At 34.2% G+C, this 17,591-nt stretch carries 14 protein-coding genes; 9 read left to right on the plus strand and 5 right to left on the minus strand.

Annotated features, from left to right (window positions below; all coding sequences use genetic code 11):
• Window positions 1-124 precede the first annotated feature (124 nt).
• The 4 genes from BSF41_RS00095 to BSF41_RS00110 all read left to right on the plus strand — a co-directional run bounded on the left by BSF41_RS00095 (window position 125) and on the right by BSF41_RS00110 (window position 3,545).
• Window positions 125-1,615: a TolC family protein gene (locus BSF41_RS00095; protein ID WP_095927503.1), complete on the plus strand. Its 1,491-nt coding sequence runs from the start codon at window positions 125-127 to the stop codon at window positions 1,613-1,615.
• Between the two features lie 159 nt (window positions 1,616-1,774).
• Window positions 1,775-2,335, plus strand: coding sequence for a Crp/Fnr family transcriptional regulator (locus BSF41_RS00100; protein ID WP_095927504.1), 561 nt, complete (start codon window positions 1,775-1,777; stop codon window positions 2,333-2,335).
• A gap of 73 nt (window positions 2,336-2,408) precedes the next feature.
• Window positions 2,409-2,735 (plus strand): multidrug efflux SMR transporter, encoded by a 327-nt coding sequence (locus BSF41_RS00105; RefSeq protein ID WP_026728926.1) that lies wholly within the window; start codon window positions 2,409-2,411, stop codon window positions 2,733-2,735.
• Between the two features lie 363 nt (window positions 2,736-3,098).
• Window positions 3,099-3,545, plus strand: coding sequence for a GNAT family N-acetyltransferase (locus BSF41_RS00110; RefSeq protein ID WP_095927505.1), 447 nt, complete (start codon window positions 3,099-3,101; stop codon window positions 3,543-3,545).
• 4 nt (window positions 3,546-3,549) lie between these two features.
• On the opposite strand, the gene BSF41_RS00115 is transcribed toward BSF41_RS00110, so the two are convergent.
• Complete coding sequence (locus tag BSF41_RS00115; protein ID WP_095927506.1) at window positions 3,550-4,413, minus strand: LysR family transcriptional regulator; 864 nt, start codon at window positions 4,411-4,413, stop codon at window positions 3,550-3,552.
• A 62-nt stretch (window positions 4,414-4,475) separates the two neighbouring features.
• Here BSF41_RS00115 and BSF41_RS00120 point away from each other — a divergent pair, with 62 nt between their 5' ends.
• Both BSF41_RS00120 and BSF41_RS00125 read left to right on the plus strand, forming a co-directional pair.
• A complete protein-coding gene (locus tag BSF41_RS00120; protein WP_095927507.1) occupies window positions 4,476-4,997 on the plus strand; it encodes a GNAT family N-acetyltransferase in 522 nt (173 codons plus the stop codon).
• Between the two features lies 1 nt (window position 4,998).
• The gene (locus BSF41_RS00125) at window positions 4,999-5,886 is read left to right on the plus strand and encodes a DMT family transporter (RefSeq protein ID WP_095927508.1); all 888 of its coding nucleotides are present in this window, start codon (window positions 4,999-5,001) and stop codon (window positions 5,884-5,886) included.
• 96 nt (window positions 5,887-5,982) lie between these two features.
• Here the strand turns inward: BSF41_RS00125 and BSF41_RS00130 are convergent, their stop codons facing one another.
• The 4 genes from BSF41_RS00130 to BSF41_RS00145 form a co-directional block, all read right to left on the minus strand.
• On the minus strand, window positions 5,983-8,259 hold the full coding sequence (locus tag BSF41_RS00130; protein ID WP_095927509.1) for an ATP-binding protein: 2,277 nt from the start codon (window positions 8,257-8,259) through the stop codon (window positions 5,983-5,985).
• A gap of 5 nt (window positions 8,260-8,264) precedes the next feature.
• Window positions 8,265-8,861, minus strand: a complete 597-nt coding sequence (locus BSF41_RS00135; protein WP_095927510.1) for a biliverdin-producing heme oxygenase — start codon at window positions 8,859-8,861, stop codon at window positions 8,265-8,267.
• Between the two features lie 109 nt (window positions 8,862-8,970).
• The gene (locus BSF41_RS00140) at window positions 8,971-10,305 is read right to left on the minus strand and encodes a PAS domain-containing sensor histidine kinase (RefSeq protein WP_095927511.1); all 1,335 of its coding nucleotides are present in this window, start codon (window positions 10,303-10,305) and stop codon (window positions 8,971-8,973) included.
• A gap of 2 nt (window positions 10,306-10,307) precedes the next feature.
• Window positions 10,308-11,657, minus strand: a complete 1,350-nt coding sequence (locus tag BSF41_RS00145) for a sigma-54 dependent transcriptional regulator (protein ID WP_095927512.1) — start codon at window positions 11,655-11,657, stop codon at window positions 10,308-10,310.
• Window positions 11,658-11,941: 284 nt separating this feature from the next.
• Between BSF41_RS00145 and BSF41_RS00150 the strand changes: the two genes are divergently transcribed.
• From BSF41_RS00150 to BSF41_RS00160, 3 genes are read left to right on the plus strand one after another with little or no spacing between them, the layout of a single operon-like run.
• On the plus strand, window positions 11,942-12,652 hold the full coding sequence (locus BSF41_RS00150; protein ID WP_095927513.1) for an ABC transporter ATP-binding protein: 711 nt from the start codon (window positions 11,942-11,944) through the stop codon (window positions 12,650-12,652).
• A gap of 3 nt (window positions 12,653-12,655) precedes the next feature.
• Entirely contained in the window at window positions 12,656-15,067 is a 2,412-nt protein-coding gene (locus BSF41_RS00155) for an ABC transporter permease (protein WP_095927514.1), read from the plus strand.
• A 1-nt stretch (window position 15,068) separates the two neighbouring features.
• On the plus strand, window positions 15,069-17,480 hold the full coding sequence (locus BSF41_RS00160) for an ABC transporter permease (RefSeq protein ID WP_095927515.1): 2,412 nt from the start codon (window positions 15,069-15,071) through the stop codon (window positions 17,478-17,480).
• Window positions 17,481-17,591 lie beyond the last annotated feature (111 nt).

Genomic DNA, 17,591 nt, shown 5'->3' on the forward strand with positions numbered 1-17,591 from the left:
AAGCACACATAGGCTATGTGTTAGAAACTAGTTTCTTTCAACTCCCTTTTCAAAAAAAAGAAAACCTATGTTTCTATGTGTTAAATAAAAAAAAGCACAGAAGATTCAACAAATAAATTAAACAATGAAAGAGATATTAAATCAATATAAAAATACTGATATGATAAGGACAACCAAAAGCGCCATTGTAATAACTGGAGTTTTACTTATAACGGCTTGTTCGGCACCAAAAGTCAGTAACAAACTAGACGCAGCAAAGCTTCCAGAAAATTTTGATAGGGAGAAAAAAGAAGCTTCAACTGAGGCTCAGCCTTTTATTCCGTTAAAAACGGAGACATTTTTTAAAGATCCCAAATTAGAGGAACTATTAAAAAAAGCCATTACCAAGAATCCTGATTATTTAATCATGCAGGAAAGAATACTAATTGCTAATTCGCATTTAAAAGTAGCAAAACTAGCACTTCTTCCCTCTTTAGATCTTGTGGCCGATGCTTCTGGAACACATTACGGAAAATATACAATGGATGGAGTTGGTAACTTTGATACCAATTTTTCTCAAAATATTAGCGATAAACAAAGAATCAACGAAGATGTTACTCCTAACCTATTTTTGGGAGCCAAAGTTTCTTGGGAAGCTGATATCTGGGGAAAATTAAGCAATCGAAAAAAAGCAGCTCAACAACGATTTTTTGCTTCTCAGCAAGGAATGCGTTTGCTTCAAACACGTCTTTTAGGAGATGTTGCTGACTTGTATTTCAAATTGATCGCTTTAGACAAACAAGCCGCGATTTACGATAATAACTTGAAAACGCAAGAAAAAGCACTTGATATTGTTTCGGCACAAAGATCGGTCGGAAAAGCAACAGAATTGGCTGTACAGCAGTTTAATGCACAAAACAATAACATTCACGCCGAAGCGTCAGAATTAAAGTTAAGCATTGATCAGACTGAAAAAGCGCTATTAACACTTTTAGGCGAATATGGCGGAAAAATTGACAGAAGCAGTGATTTTTTGTCTGGACATTTGGAGGTTTTAAACCAAAAAATCAGCGTGGATTCTATCATTCACAAAAGACCAGATGTATCTGAAGCTTACTTCGAATTGTTAGCCAGTAATGCAGATGCCAAATCGGCTCGTGCCGCTTTTTTCCCAACTGTAAATTTGGGCGGATATGCAGGATTCAATTCGTTTTCGTTCAACACTTTCTTTGATGCTGGTTCTTTTGCTTGGCAGATATTGGGCGGACTGACAGCTCCTGTTTTCAACAAAGGACAGATCAAACAAGAATTTTATGTTTCCAACAGAAGACAGGAAATTTCATTTCTGCAATACCAAAATACGGTTACAACAGCCTTCAACGAATTAAGTGCTCTATTGCATAGAAATCAAGCTTATGAAGATGTTTTAAAATATAAATTAAACGAAATTGATCATCTCGAAATTGCCGTAAACGTCTCAAACGATTTGTATTTGAGCGGTTATGCTAATTACTTGGAAATTATCAATGCACAAAAAAATAAATTGCAGGCCGAATTGGACTTTGTTGATATCCAATTACGAAATGCAAACTCACAAGTATTGCTGTACAAAGCTTTAGGCGGAGGAATAAATTAGTTTATATGTTGGTCAAAAATGGCTTCTGTTTATAATAGCTCATCGCAGAGGTTGTTTTTAAGTCCCGTTTCTATTTTGAAACGGGATTTTTTTTATAAAACCAATACTCATTTTACCGTTTACTTTTTACCTTTATTCCAAAATACTAAAATTCCGTTGATGGATATTTCCAAAATTCTCGATCACATACACCAACTTCCCGAGCAGTCTAAACTTGCTCTACAAAACAATGTTACAGAAATAGCATTTTCTAAAGGGCACATTTTGCTAAAAGCCAATAAAGTAGAATCGAATATTTATTTTATAAAGAAAGGATTAGTAAGAGCTTATGTAGAAAGAGATAACGAAGTTACTTTTTGGTTTGGAAAAGAAGGTGAAACCATCATTTCAATGAAAAGTTATGTTGAAGATCAGCCTGGTTATGAAACCATTGAACTTTTGGAAGACTGCGAATTGTACGAACTTAAAACAGAAAACCTAAGAAAACTCTTTAATGAAGATGTTCACATAGCCAATTGGGGACGAAAATTTGCCGAAAAAGAATTGATAAAAACCGAAGAACGTTTGATTTCTAAACAATTCAAAAATGCTTCTGAACGCTATTTGGAATTAATGAAAGACCATCCTGAACTCCTTCAAAGAGTTCAACTAGGACATATTGCTTCTTATTTAGGAATTACACAAGTCAGTTTAAGCAGAATACGTGCAGAAATAAAATAACTTCATTTTTTATCATTTGTTAAATTTTTTCTGATTTCCATAAAAGAACTTTGCATCACAAAATTTTAACTATATGAACTGGATTATTTTAATCATCGCGGGTCTATTTGAAGTAGCCTTCGCATCATGTCTTGGAAAAGCAAAAGCAACTACTGGAACCGAAATGTACTATTGGTATATTGGTTTCTTTATATCATTAACGGTAAGTATGCTTTTATTAATGAAAGCTACAGAAACGCTTCCTCTAGGAACTGCTTATGCAGTCTGGACAGGAATTGGGGCAGTAGGAACTGTGTTAGTTGGTATCTTTGTTTTTAAAGAACCTGCAGCCTTCTGGAGATTATTTTTCTTGGCAACATTGGTTGGTTCTATTGTTGGGTTAAAGGCCGTTTCTCACTAAAAATATTTTTTACAATTATCCTCAACTTTGTCAAAGTCTGAAACTTTGACAAAGTTTTTTTGTTTTTAAACACATAGTCCCGATAGCTATCGGGATTCTTTCTCAAAAAAAGGAAATTGAAAGAAACTAGTTTCTAACACATAGAATATTCACGCAATCTTGTCATTCCGAGGAACGAGGAATGACAAACTGTTGACAGAAACTGCTACATAACTTTGTCAAAGTTTTCAGTTTGGAATTTGGGATTTAAAATTTGGAATTTAAATAAACTAATGCAATTCCAGCATCACATGATAAAAAAATAGCATTTTTAATCATTATTCTCTCTTTTATCTTTGTCAAAAATTAAAGCCTAAATAAAAAATGACATTCAGCCATTCCATTAAATCTTTTGACGAATTAACCAATCACGAATTGTATAATATGCTTCGATTAAGAAGCGACGTTTTTGTAGTCGAACAAAACTGCCCTTATCTCGATTTGGATAATAAAGACCAGAAAGGTTTTCATTTATTGTATTATGTCGATAACGAATTGGCAGGTGTTACGCGCTTACTTCCAAAAGGAGTATCATACGATGAAGTTTCAATCGGAAGAGTTGTCATTGCAAGATCGCATCGCGGATTAGGTTTAGGAGTAAAACTAATGGAAGCTTCGATTGCGGGATGTGAAGAAAAATTTGGAAAAGGTCCAATCCGAATCAGTGCGCAATACCATTTATCCAAGTTTTATCAATCTTTGGGATTTGTAGAACAAGGAGAAGTTTATGATGAAGACGGAATTCCGCATATCGGAATGTTGAGAGCTTAAATGTTTACGGAATAATCAATTTTAAAACATTGGAAAGCACAGGATTATGATCTTCGGTTCTCCAATTGACATATAAATCGGTTTCTAGTGGTAATTTGATAAATCGGATTCCTGGAATTTCATGAAAGACATACGAATCGGGTAAAATCGCGATTCCAAGTCCCTTACGAACCAAAGCGATTATAGAAGAACCAAATTCAGAATGAAGATATACTTCTGGCGCGTTCTCCAAAGAATGGAACAATCTTCGGATAATATCGCTGTAACTGCTGCCTTCATCATTGGTTGGTAAAATAAACTTCTGAGACGCAAGTGTTTCTTTAGTCAGATCCTCAGGCGTTTGATACGGATGATCTGCTGGAACCACAACCGCCAAATGATCGGTATGTATTTTTTGAGATTGAATATCTTTAGCATTATTAATATCTCTGGTAATCGCCAGATCAATTTTATAATTTCGCAGAAAATCCTGCTGATTCTCGTACAGCACCTGAACCAGTTTGATTTTTAGTTTTGGAAAAGCTTCTGAAATACGCGACAAAATTTCGGGCATAAGAGAAGCCGAAATAGAATCGGGATGAGAAATGGTAATCGTACCGCTCTCCCCCAACTGAATCTGGCGGGCAGATTGGTGAATAAACTCCAGTTTACTCAATTCGACCTCCCATTTTTCTTTTAAGAATTGGCCTGCAGCTGTGAGTTTTACATTGCGTTTGTTACGTTCAAACAACTGAACGCCAAGTTGATTCTCAAGAGACTGAATCTGACGGCTGAGTGCCGATTGTGTAATATTCATTTTTCCGGCGGTGTTCCAGAAATGAAGTTCGCGGGCCAAAGCCAAAAAATATTTAATCTGCTGTAAATCCATTGATGCAATTTACGCATTTATCAAGAACAAAAAATAGCTTTTAACGCATTAAAGAAATAAAAATGAATACGCTAAAAATAATTCCAGCAACAATCGATGACGTTTTAAAACTTCAATCAATTGGCCAACAAACCTTTTCTGAAACCTTCGCCAATGTAAACAGCGAAGAAAACATGAAAAAATATCTGGATGAAAGCTTCGCAACAGCAAAATTGGCTGCCGAACTGGACAATCCGTCATCCTATTTCTATTTAGCTGTTTTAGACCAAAAAGTAGTGGGTTACCTGAAACTGAATACAGCCGATGCTCAAACCGAAAAAGAAGATTTAAACGCCTTAGAAATAGAACGTATTTATGTCGCAAAAGAATTTCATGGCAAGAAAGTCGCACAGGCATTATATGCTCAAGCAGAAGAAATTGCAGAAGAAATAAAAGCTTCGTATATGTGGCTAGGCGTTTGGGAAAAGAATTTCAGAGCAGTAAGTTTCTACACTAAAAATGGTTTTGTACAATTTGACACTCATATTTTTAGATTAGGCAACGATGAACAAACTGATTTAATGATGAAAAAAGTATTGATTTAAAATGGAAAGAAGACAGCTACTATTATTTCTATTAATTCTTGGCACTGCCTTTTGGGGAGTTTCTTACTCCGTTACCAAAATGGCAATTGGCCACTTTTCACTCAACATTTTTTTATTTTATCGTTTCCTGCTGGCCGTAATGGTATTGAGCATTGTTTTTTGGAAATACGTTAAAGACATTAATCGAGAAGCTATTAAAACCGGTTTTATACTTGCCGTTCCCATGTTTTTAGGGATTCAATTGCAGACGACCGCATTAAAATATACCGATGCTTCACAATGTTCTTTCATCGCAGGACTAACAGTAATTATTATTCCGATGTTGAAGTTGGCGATTTACAGAACAAATACGCCTTTAAAGATTTGGATTGCCGCTCTCACTGCTTTAACGGGATTATTTATTATTGCTATAACAGATAAATTTACCATAAACGTCGGCGATTTATTTACCATCTCTGGCGCATTTGCTTTTGCCGTTTATTTGATTTCTGTCGAAAAACATTCTGCTGCCAAAAATCTTTTGTACTCGATTGTTCCTATGTTTGCGTTTTGTGCTTTATTTACTTTTTGTATTGCACTTACAGATTCGCAAGCGGTTTGGTTGCCTAAAAACGATACGTTTTGGCTGGGTGCTGTTTACTGCGCTTTGTTTTCTACAGCATTTATGTACACGGTTTCAAACATTTCACAACGTTATTTATCGGCAGAACGTGTAGCGGTTATTTATTTGTTCGAACCTGTTTTTGGGGCAATTGGAGCGTTTTTCATTTTAGGAGAAAACCTTTCATGGCGACTGCTTTTGGGCGGAACTTTAATTTTCTCGGCCACTATTATTTCTGAAGTCAATTTTAAAAGTAAAAAATTAAAAATGCTGATTAGAAAAAACTAATATTTTAAAAGATTTCACGCAGATTTAAAAAGATTTAAGCAGATTTTATTTTATAATCTATTTAAATCCGCTGAATCTGCGTGAAAAAAAACTTATTTACAAAGGCAAAAGTGTGTCTTCGGGATCGCAAGGGAAATAAATAATAATATCGGTACCTTGATTTGGTTTCCCTTCTGCTTGGATATCTCCTCCAACTGTCTGCATAATCTTTTTACATAAAGCAAGTCCAATGCCCGAACCTGTATAGTGTTCTTGCGTGTGAAGTCTTGTAAAAACTTTAAAAATAGATTCTGCATATTGCTGTTCAAAACCAATACCATTATCAGAGAAACGAACCCAGTGACAATATACTTTGTATCTATCGTGTATCAGAACAGGTTCCTGAGAAGCTGTGATTACAATTTTAGGCTGTCTTTCTGAGGAAGCATATTTGATTGAATTCTGAAGAATATTATTAAACAACTGGCGCATTAAAAAACTGATAGCGTGAACTTCCGGAAGATTTTCATGCTCAATGATGGCTTGACTTTCTGCAATAGTTTCATGCATTTCTTTAATCGTAGACTTCAGTATTTTGTTTAAATCTACTTCTTCCAGCTTCTCTCTTGTGTTTTTTATACGGGTATATTTCAGAATATCTTCCAGCAAGCCACTCATTCTGTTGGCAGATTTAGAAACGCGCTGCAAAGAATTCGAAATTGATTCTGTAGAAATAACATCTAGTTCCGAAAGCATTTTAGAAGTAATAAGCTGAATTTTACGCAACGGTTCCTGCAAATCATGCGTACTGATCCAGTTGATGTTTTCAAGCTCAGAATTGGTTTCTTTCAAAATTTCACTTTGACTACGATACTTCTCTTCCTCTTCACTTAACATTATCAAAATCAAATGATTGTATAAAGTATGAGTATATTGAGAAGCAGCATTAATTTCATAGAGTTTCCAGTTACTGCTTTGGTTTTTTACTATTTGTTTATAAATATTGTATGAGTTTCCTGGATGGAGTCCTTTACTGTCTTTTACAATTCTTTTTTCTGGATCGCCTCCCCATTTTATTTCTGAAATCGTTTCTGGTCTAAACCATATTACATGCCCATTGCTACCTAATGAATGGTAAATAATTCCTGCGAAATTAGAATTTTCATCAAATTCTGGAAAATGGTCACTAATCTTATTCGTTGAGAAAAAATCACTATTATTTTTACTTTTGAGATGTCTGAGTAAATCAATAATTTGTTCATCAGATGGCGTTAAACCATTTTTATAGATTTTATCTCTAGTGATAATAGATACACCAGAAGCATTTGCGATTTCTAACAATTGTGGAGCATTAACAATTTTTTCTAAAGACTCTTTTAAAACAGGAAGCTCCAAACTAGTCAACTGTTCTAATGCTAGATTCGTTTTCTGGGCACTAATATACTCATCATTAGATTGTCTAATATCTATTTGAGAAGTAATAAACTGCCCCTGAAGTTTTGCTGCAAGTCTAATTTCAGGAGATATATTTTTCTTTGAATAATGATGGCATGCAATTAACCCCCACAATTTTCCATGATGAATAAGAGAAATCGTCAATGTTGCGCCAACTCCAATATTTTTCAGGTATTCTACGTGAATCGGTGATGTACTTCTTAAAATAGAAAGACTTAAATCGAGATTTTTTCCCTCTTTATCATCAACCGTATAAATTGGAACAGGCTCATAATCAATATCGACAATCAGCCTCAACAGATTCTTAATGTATAATTCTCTTGCTTGAGCTGGAATATCGGTATGCGGGTAATGCAATCCTAAAAAAGGTTCTAAATCTTCTCTGCAATCTTCGGCAAAAACCTCTCCGTTATATTGTTCATCAAAACGATAAATCATTACACGATCATAACCTGTAATTTCGCGCGTTCCTTGTGCTACAAGGGCGCAGAGATCTTTAAGCGAGGTGGTTTTATTCATCTGACTTACAAACTGAATCGTTTGTTTGTAAGCATTAGCAAGTTTTTCTTGGTCAGCAAACAGTAATTCAGCTTCAAGAATGTAAATTCCTTCACTTTTATGAATGTTTATTTGAAATAAGCTACCCAACAATTCTATCTCCAGAGGAAAAGCGTCTTTAAACTCATCTCCGTTTGTGTAAGCTAAAATTTCATTTTCGGCGGTAACTCCAAAAACTGCTGCAAAATCTTTTCCTAACATTTGAGTGTGCGAAATACCAAAATAAGCAACAACATTTTCTGTACAGAAATCTATTTTCCATTGCAGTGTTATACCAAGCAAAAAACCGTGAGGCTGAATCTGACCTGGTATGTGTATAGGTTCATGCTCACAGTTGGTTAACGTAACGATATCGCGATTAACTATATCCTTAAATTTCATTCTTTTTATTTGCTCTCAAAGTGATTATAAATACTATCAAAAGCAAATACAGCTCCTTCTATAATACTATCTCCACAATTATTTTCTTGTTCGTATTCAGAAAGAAAATTCAAGAAAGATTTCCAGAAACTTCCTGTTTTTTCTCCATAACCATTAAAATAAGAAACGCCTTTATCTCCTGAAAGTTGTGGCACTTTTGAAACATTTTTTAAAATAAATCTTCCACCCAGTGTGGAACCTTCAACCACATATAAAATACCAAGCGCAAAAGGAACCGAAATTTCCTTAGTTTTAAAAACTGTCTCAAAAGGAGTCAATTCATAATTTAAAAATGAAAGATCTGCTTCTATAAGCTGTTTTTTTCTTCTTTGTTCTAAATCGTCAATCAGGTTAGCAAACAAAGGAAAAATAGTTTCCTCTGTATCTTGATGAACATCATGCATCAAATTTAAGTATTTCGCATATTCCTCAATTTTCATGTCTGGCGACATAATGGACTTTGAAACAGGAAGTTCTTCTAATTTTTTATGAGAATCAGCAGTTCGTGTTTTTAGATCATTAAGAAAACTAGAAGCTATTGCAGAAGTTGGATTTGTACTCATTAATTTAGTATTATTTTATTTATAAGAGTCAATTTGGCAACTCCTCTTTCACAAATTTAAACAAAAAAAATTAGCCAAATTTTAAAAACACTTTTTAAACGTTGTTCTGTTAATCTTCAACCAAAGAAATCTCAAAAACAGTGCTATTGTTTTCGCTTTTATACGAAATATAACCGCCGTGCGCCTCAATAATATTTTTAGACAAAGTAAGTCCGATTCCTGCTCCTTCGGTTCGGGTGGTGAAAAACGGAAGAAATATCTTGTCTTCAATTTCTTTTTCGATTCCTTTTCCAGAGTCTGAAACTTTTATAAAAATACGATTGTTTTTGGCTTCCGCCGAAATCGAAATTTGCTTCACATCACTGTTTTCTAAAGCATTAATCGAATTGGTCAATAAGTTAATCAATACTTGCTCTATCTGCTGCGAATCGACATTTATTAGATAGTTTTGATTAACAGCATTGATCACTTCGATATTACTTTTTCGAAACAACGGATTCATAACTTGAATACAGTTTTCAACTAAGTGCTGCAATTCTGTTTTTTCTTTTTTAGGCGAAGGAAGCATGGCCAGTTTTCGGTACCCTTCAACAAATTTCTGCAAATGATCACTTCGCCTCAACATTGTCTGCACGCTGTTTTTTATGTCTTCTAAGTCTTCTGTCGAAAGCGAATCTTGTTCTACTAAATCCTCCAAGTTCTGGCAAATCGAACGAATTGGCGTTATAGAATTTAGCAATTCATGCGAAATCACTTTCATCAAATTAATCCACGCATCTTTTTCTTTTTTCTCTACCACATTTTGAATCGAATCTAGCAAAACAATAAAATAATCCTGTTCGAAAATTTCAGTTCGTGAAGCTTGCAAAACAAAGGTTTGTTTGCTTTGTTCATTTATACTAATCTCGATTGAAGTTTTAATTTCGTGAAAATCATCTTCTTCGATTATTTCACACAAAGACGGCAGCTGATTTTTAAGATATCTCCATTTCGAAACTTTCGGGACATTAAAATGACTCGAAAAATAATCGTTCATCAAAAAAATACTCCAATCTTTTTCTTGTTTCTGCAAAATAATAACACCCGATTCTATGTTGTTTAAAATCGAACGATAAATAATATCTCTTGTAACTTGCTCATTTTGTTTATTTTTTAAGGTTTCATACAAAGTGAACAGCTCATTATAAGTACTGTTGAATTTATGCTTAGAAAAATCAGAACTAAAATCATCCTGCAATATCGAAGAGATGGTTTTGTTATAAATCAAGACCATATTTCTAACATAAAAATACATTTCTCTGCCCAACAGAAAAACCATGCAGAGACCAAAAATTCCTGTAAAAAGCAAACCAATTCTAAAGAAATAGAGCGACAATTCGATTCCGATCACGATAAAAATTAATCGTAGAAAAAGGAGTTTATAAGTTTGTAAAGTCCTTAACATAATTAGTCGATATTGATATTAAATTTCTCCAGACGTCGATACAGTGCTCCTCTTGACAACCCCAATTCTTCGGCCGTTTTGCTGATATTGTTGTTGTTTTTGAGAAGTGCTTTTTCAACCGTTGCTTTTTCAACCGAAGAAAGCTGAATATCGTCTGAGTTTTCCTCATAAGCCGTAATCGTTTCTAAATCTAGATCGGAAACCGTTATGGTGTTATTTTCGCAAAGAATAACTGCACGTTCAATCTTATTTTCCATTTCTCGAATGTTTCCATTCCATGCGTGTTTTTCAATCTGTTCCAAGACTTTTTTATCAAAAGTAATTTCGTCACGGTTATATTTTTCAATCATTTTATCCAAAAGATATTCGGCAAGCGGAATCTTATCTTCGTGCCTTTCCCTTAGCGGAGGCAAAACAATTTCCATCGTATTTATGCGATAATACAAGTCTTCACGGAAGTTTTTATCGGCAACTTCTAGTTTTAAGTTCAAATTGGTCGCTGTAATAATTCTCACATTCAAAGGTCTTGCTTTCGTTTCTCCCAACCTTGTTACGGTTTTTGTCTGAATGACTTGAAGCAATTTTGATTGCAAATGAAGTGGCACATTTCCTATTTCATCCAAAAAAATGGTTCCGTTTTGCGCCATTTCAAAACGTCCCGCTGTATCCGTTTTAGCATCGGTAAAAGCGCCTTTGGCATAACCAAATAATTCGCTTTCGAAAATATTCGAATTTAAAGACCCCAAATCAACTGCAACAAAAGACTGATTTTTTCTTTCAGATTGGGTATGAATATGATGTGCTAGAACAAATTTTCCTGTTCCGTTTTCACCTAGAATCAAAACATTAGCATCGGTTTTTGCGACTTTATCTGCCAGCGAATAAGCCTTTTTTATAATTTCAGAACTGCCAACAAAAAAGTCCTCTTTTACCTCAATGTCTTTAGTTTTCTTCTGTTCTTTTCGGGCTCTATCTACAGCTTGTTTTACCGATTCTAAAAGCTTTTTATTTTCCCAAGGTTTCAAAATATAATCAAAAGCACCCGATTTTAAACCTTCAACAGCCGTTTCCACTTTTCCGAAAGCGGTCATTAGAATTACCACCGTTTTAGGCGAAAGCGTTTTTATTTCCTTCAGCAAATACAAACCTTCCCTTCCATCTTCAAATCCTAATCTATAATTCATGTCTAACAGTACAACATCGATGGCATTTTTCGCCAATAATTCGACAATATTTTTCGGATTATTGAGGGTATAAATGTTTTCAAAATACTTTTTCAGATAGACTTTTGATGCAAAAAGAATGTCTTCCTGATCGTCGATGATTAAAATAGATGCGTTGGTCTTTTTCATTATTGTTCAGTTTTGGACGAAAGGTGTCCACTTATGGACAGTTTAAATTTTTATTGAAAAATAATCCCTTAAAAACAAGGTGTTTACAATGTTTAATTTACTGGCACGAAAATCACATTAGAACTTGTAAATCATTAATTATTAACCCCTTTCGGAAGTACAAATAACAAAATAAATAGCGATAAATTAAAAATAATTTATCTTAATTTTCAGACTTGTTTCTGTCATTCCAAAGGGCATAAAAATTTTAAAAGAAATCAATCAAAAATTAAAACAGTCAAATTATGATTACCATTACTAAACTTTCAAAAGTATTTAGAACTGAGGAATTAGAAACCAAAGCATTAAGCGAAATTTCGCTAACCATCAATCAAGGCGATTTTGTATCGATTATGGGACCGTCTGGAAGCGGAAAATCAACTTTATTAAACATTATCGGACTTCTAGACAGCGCTTCTAGCGGAAGCTACAAACTTCTGGATCAGGAAATGGTGGGTTTAAAGGAAAAATCTAGAGCGCAAGCCCGAAAAGAAAACATCGGATTCATTTTCCAGAATTTCAATTTAATTGATGAATTATCTGTTTTTGATAATATCGAATTGCCTTTAATTTACAGTAATGTTCCTTCTGCCGAAAGAAAATCGCGAGTAAACGAAATAGCAAAAATTCTAGGAATCGCACACAGATTGAAACATTTTCCACAACAGCTTTCGGGCGGACAACAGCAGCGTGTAGCCGTTGCAAGAGCTTTAATCAATAATCCGAAAATTATTCTGGCCGATGAGCCAACAGGAAACCTAGACAGCAGAAACGGAAATGAGGTTATGGAATTACTAACCGATCTTCATGCCAGCGGTTCGACAATCTTGATGGTAACGCACTCCGATTACGATGCTTCTTTTTCGCAAAGAACTATCTTAATGAAAGATGGCGAAATCCTTTCTGAAAAAGTAAATCATAGAAATGTGGACGTTTTGGTAACTGCTAACAACTAGTTTATGCTAAAGAATTGGATTAATATATTTATATATCAATTAAAGCATAACAAGCTTTTCAGCATCTTAAATATTCTTGGTTTAAGTATCGGAATTGCAGGACTAATCTTTGCAACGCTGTACTGGAACGACGAATATTCGTATGATAAATGGAATCCGTCGAAGGATAAAACATTTATTGTTATGAATAATGTGAGAAAAGGAAATATTTTTGCTACAAACTCTGCTATTACAGCGCCACTTCTAAAATCGTCTACTCCATATGTAGAAAATTATTGCTATTTTACTGATTATTACTCAAAGGAGACGATTCAATATAATGGCAAAACAGAAATTGTAGATAAGATTTTTTCTGCACAAAAGAGTTTCTTTTCTTTTTTTCCATATCAATTCAAATACGGCAATCCGAATACTGTGCTTCAAGAACCTCAAAGCATTGTATTTTCTGAAGAAACTGCTTTTAAATTTTTTAAGAATGAAAATCCAATCGGAAAACAGGTAAAATATGATGACAGAACCTATATAGTTCGTGGTGTTTATAAAATACCTGGAAAATCGGTTGTCATGCCTGACGTGGTTACCAATAGTATTGAAGAAAGTCTTGAAAGAAATAAAGATCATTGGGGCTTCAATTATGGTTTAATGCTAAAACTGAAAAAAAAGAATGACGCTCCACTGGTAAAAAAAGCTCTAGATGAAATATTCTTAGAAAAAAATTATAAAAGACAGGCACGAAATGAAGGCATGACTCTTGAACTATTTATAAAAACATACGGAGAACCTTTGAAAACCATAGTAGTTCCATTTGAAAATTCTAGGCTCCACAATGAAAGCTATCCATTTCCAGAAGGAACAGGAAGCCTTCAGTTTTTACGAATCTTAATGGGATTATCTATTGTCATTTTATTGCTGTCAATTGTCAATTATATCAATTTAGCTACCGCTAATGCTATAAAACGTGCAAAAGAAGTGGGTGTGAGAAAAATTATTGGTGCTACAAAAAGACAGATTGTACTTCAATTTGTATTTGAAACTGCTTTAACCATGCTTTTTGCTTTATTATTGGCACTCGTAATTGTCGAAGTTTCTCTGCCTTTTTACAATCAGTTTTTAAACAAAGAATTGGTTCTTGCGGGATCTCAGTTTTATCTTCAGCTTGTTGTAATCTTTACCCTTGTGGTTATTGTAAGCGGCGTTTTTCCTGCGGTTTACATTTCAAATTTTGAGGTTTTGAATGTTCTAAAAGGAAATTTTTCGCACAGCAAAAATGGTTTATGGCTTAGAAATACCATGCTTGTTTTACAATTTTCAATTGCTGTTTTCTTTATCATCGGTTCTATTGTTGTGTATCAGCAAGTTCAATTTATGGTAGAAAAAGATTTAGGCTTTAATGGGTCACAGTTAATGAATATCTCTTTTAGGGAACAAAAAGACAAAGGTCAATTTGAGCGATACGAAAGCATAAAACAAGAACTGAAGAAAATTCAAGGTGTTGAAGCGGTTTCTGTGGCAGCTTTTTCTATTGGAAGTGATTGGAGCTCCAGAGGCGGTTTGCATTATAAAAATAATCCGGAAGTTATCATTCAGCAATTGGGTTCAGATTTTGGAATGCTGGAAATGTTAGGCGTTAAACTGCTAAAAGGAAGATTCCTGACCGATAAACTAGTTTCTGATACGATTTCTAATGTTTTACTGAACGAAGTGGCAGCTAAAACAATGAACGAAAAAAATCCTGTGGACAAAATCATCGATTGGCAGGGCGAAAAATATAAAGTGGTCGGAGTTGTAAAGAACTTCCATTGTTCTGGTCTTGATAAAGAAATTAGTCCGATGATCTTCTTTCATATCAATGCCCAAAAATGGACACAGAGAAACATCGAATCTATTACAGTAAAGGTTTCTCCTAGAAATATGGATCAGACTATTGCTTCGCTAAAGAATTTCTGGGTCAAAAATGTAGATGCCGAATATCCTTTTGAATACAGTTTTGTAGACAAAAATTTTGCGCGCACTTATAAAAAATACGAAGATCAAAGAAACTTATTTGCTTTATTGAATGTTGTTGTGATTCTAATTGCCGTTTTCGGGCTGTTTGCCCTAGCTTCTTTTTCTATGGAAAGAAGATTAAAAGAAATTGCAATAAGAAAAACACTTGGCGCTGAAACCAATATTTTACTGAAAGAATTGTCTAAACAATACGTCATATTCTGTATAATTGGTTTCTTTATCGGAATTGTTCCTGCTTATTTATTACTGCAGAAATGGCTTAAAAATTTCCCATTCCGAATAGATATCACTCTTCTACCCTTTTTTCTTGCTTTTGTGTCTTTGCTTTTCCTTACGCTGACAATAGTTTTAGTAAAAGCCTATCAAGTAACAAAAGTGGATGTTTTAAAATACTTAAAATACGAGTAAGATGCTTAAAAATTGGATTAACACATTTATTTATCAGATCAAAAACAACAAACTGTTTTCGATTCTTAATATATTAGGATTATCAATAGGAATGGCCACTTTAATTTTTGCCATTCTCTATTGGAACGACGAGCATTCTTACGATCAGTGGAATCCCGAAAAAGATCAAGTTTATTCGGTCTTAAATGACATTGGCAATAATAATGTCTGGACATCAAACGCTGCAACGACAGGGCCAATGCTAAAAGCTGTTTCTACAGATTTAGACAGTTACTGTTATTTCTATGGCGATTATGCGAGAGATGTTATTTCGTATAATGGCAAAAAGGAAATGATCAGCAAAATTTTTACGGCTCAAAGTAATTTTTTCTCCTTTTTTCCTTTTCAATTTATGTATGGAAACGCGAAAACAGCTCTTCAAGACAGAAACAGTATTGCTTTATCTGAGGAAACTGCCGTGCGATTATTTGGAAATGAAAACCCGTTAGAAAAACTGGTAAAGTATGAAGGACAGATTTTTACCGTTAGAGGCGTCTATAAACTATCACAAAAATCTTCGGTAATGCCAAATGCCATTACTACCTTAATTGAAGACGATTTAAAAAGAACAAAAAACGAATGGAGCTATCATTACGGACTTGTCCTTAAAATAAAAAATCCCAAAGCAACTCCAGGAGTAATAAAAACGATCAATCAGCTTTTCTTTGATAATTGCACCAAAGTGTATGCAAAACAAGAAGGTTTACCGATTGCTGAGTTTATAAAAAAGTATGGAGAACCTGTAAAATCAAGTTTGCTTCCGCTGTCTGAAGCACGAATGTACAAAGGCAATTTTCCTTTTCCTGAAGAAGGCGGAAAACTGCAGTACATTATTATTTTAATGGGATTGTCTATTTTGATTTTATCGCTTTCAATTGTAAATTACATTAATCTCGCTACGGCAAACGCCATAAAAAGAGCAAAAGAAATTGGTGTTAGAAAAATTACTGGCGCAAAAAAAGGACAAATTGTATCGCAATTTATCTTTGAAACCGCTTTAACTACCATTTTTTCAGTTCTATTAGCTTTGGTAATTGTCGAAATTTCGCTTCCTGTTTACAATTCTTTTCTTGATAAAGATCTGGTTTTAATTGGTTCTCAGTTTTACATTCAATTAATTTTAATCACTTTACTTGTAATTGTAGCTTCTGGAGTTCTACCTGCGGTTTATGTTTCAAATTTTGAAGCTTTAAAAGTTTTAAAAGGCAATTTTTCTCGCAGTAAAAGAGGAATCTGGCTCCGTAACGGAATGTTGGTTTTGCAATTTGCGGTAGCTGCTTTTTTCATTATCGGATCTTTTATTGTGTACAAACAAGTTAATTTTATGGCTGAGAAAGATCTTGGTTTTCAAGGAGCTCAGGTTTTAGACATTACTTTTAAACCAAAAAAAGATGTAACACAATATGAACGCTATAAAAGAATTAAACAAGAGATTGGTAAAATAAACGGTGTAGAAGCGGTTTCTACAGCTTTATTTGCCATGGGAACTCAAGAAAATTCCTGGTCAAGTGCGAGTTACAAAAACATCCCTCCTTTTTTGATACAAGAAATGGCAATGGATTTTGAAATGCTCGATATGCTGGGTGTGAAAATCTTGAAAGGGCGAAAATTAAATCCTGCTTTTTCATCTGACAGTATTTCATCTGTTTTGTTAAATGAAACTGCATCAAAACTACTTCTCGAAAAAGACCCTCTGAATAAAACACTCGTATGGAGAGATCAAAAAGTAAAAGTAGTCGGAATTGTAAATGATTTTAATTACTTCGGAATGGAAAGCCAAATTGGTCCAATGATGTTTTTTTATGTCACAAAAATCAACGGAGTCAAAGACGATATACGTCATATTTTTGTCAAAGTTTCACCAGACAACATGAAGGAAACCATCGCAGGAATCAACAAATTATGGATACAAAAAATAGACTCTGAATATCCTTTTGAATACAATTTTGTAGATAAAAATTATGCTCGAACCTACAAAAAATACGAGAATCAGAGAGATTTATTTGGTTTGCTAAATATCATCGTAATCTTAATTGCCGTTTTCGGATTATTCTCTCTAGCCTCTTTTTCAATGGAAAGAAGACAGCGTGAAATTGCAATTAGAAAAACGCTCGGCGCAGATACCACTATTTTGCTGAAAGAACTGTCCAAACAGTATGTGCTTTACTGTGTAATAGGTTTCTTAATCGGAATGGTTCCAGCGTATTTACTGCTAGAAAAATGGCTTGAAAATTTTGCCTTTAGAATTACTATTCCGCCTCTGCCGTTTTTCTTTGCTTTTGTATCACTGTTGTTTCTAACCCTTACAATTGTTTTGGCAAAAGCCTATCAAGTAACCAAAGTAGATGTGCTGAAATATTTAAAATACGAGTAACCCATTTGCTTTTTTTATTTCACGCTTCCCATAGTTCTCGGGGTTAATAGGGTTTTGGCAGATTCTAGCAGACTATTTTTTGATTAAAAACAATCTGCTAGAATCGGCAAC

The organism is Flavobacterium sp. ACN2 (assembly GCF_002303885.1).
Taxonomy (GTDB): domain Bacteria; phylum Bacteroidota; class Bacteroidia; order Flavobacteriales; family Flavobacteriaceae; genus Flavobacterium.

Bases quoted from the DNA above. Each gene is read 5' to 3' on its own strand.
- BSF41_RS00135 (WP_095927510.1), bottom strand. From the start codon at position 8,861: ATGAGTACAAATCCAACTTCTGCAATAGCTTCTAGTTTTCTTAATGAT.
- BSF41_RS00095 (WP_095927503.1), top strand. From the start codon at position 125: ATGAAAGAGATATTAAATCAATATAAAAATACTGATATGATAAGGACA.
- BSF41_RS00120 (WP_095927507.1), top strand. From the start codon at position 4,476: ATGAATACGCTAAAAATAATTCCAGCAACAATCGATGACGTTTTAAAA.
- BSF41_RS00140 (WP_095927511.1), bottom strand. From the start codon at position 10,305: ATGTTAAGGACTTTACAAACTTATAAACTCCTTTTTCTACGATTAATT.
- BSF41_RS00100 (WP_095927504.1), top strand. From the start codon at position 1,775: ATGGATATTTCCAAAATTCTCGATCACATACACCAACTTCCCGAGCAG.
- BSF41_RS00130 (WP_095927509.1), bottom strand. From the start codon at position 8,259: ATGAAATTTAAGGATATAGTTAATCGCGATATCGTTACGTTAACCAAC.
- BSF41_RS00145 (WP_095927512.1), bottom strand. From the start codon at position 11,657: ATGAAAAAGACCAACGCATCTATTTTAATCATCGACGATCAGGAAGAC.
- BSF41_RS00160 (WP_095927515.1), top strand. From the start codon at position 15,069: ATGCTTAAAAATTGGATTAACACATTTATTTATCAGATCAAAAACAAC.
- BSF41_RS00110 (WP_095927505.1), top strand. From the start codon at position 3,099: ATGACATTCAGCCATTCCATTAAATCTTTTGACGAATTAACCAATCAC.
- BSF41_RS00155 (WP_095927514.1), top strand. From the start codon at position 12,656: ATGCTAAAGAATTGGATTAATATATTTATATATCAATTAAAGCATAAC.
- BSF41_RS00150 (WP_095927513.1), top strand. From the start codon at position 11,942: ATGATTACCATTACTAAACTTTCAAAAGTATTTAGAACTGAGGAATTA.
- BSF41_RS00105 (WP_026728926.1), top strand. From the start codon at position 2,409: ATGAACTGGATTATTTTAATCATCGCGGGTCTATTTGAAGTAGCCTTC.
- BSF41_RS00115 (WP_095927506.1), bottom strand. From the start codon at position 4,413: ATGGATTTACAGCAGATTAAATATTTTTTGGCTTTGGCCCGCGAACTT.
- BSF41_RS00125 (WP_095927508.1), top strand. From the start codon at position 4,999: ATGGAAAGAAGACAGCTACTATTATTTCTATTAATTCTTGGCACTGCC.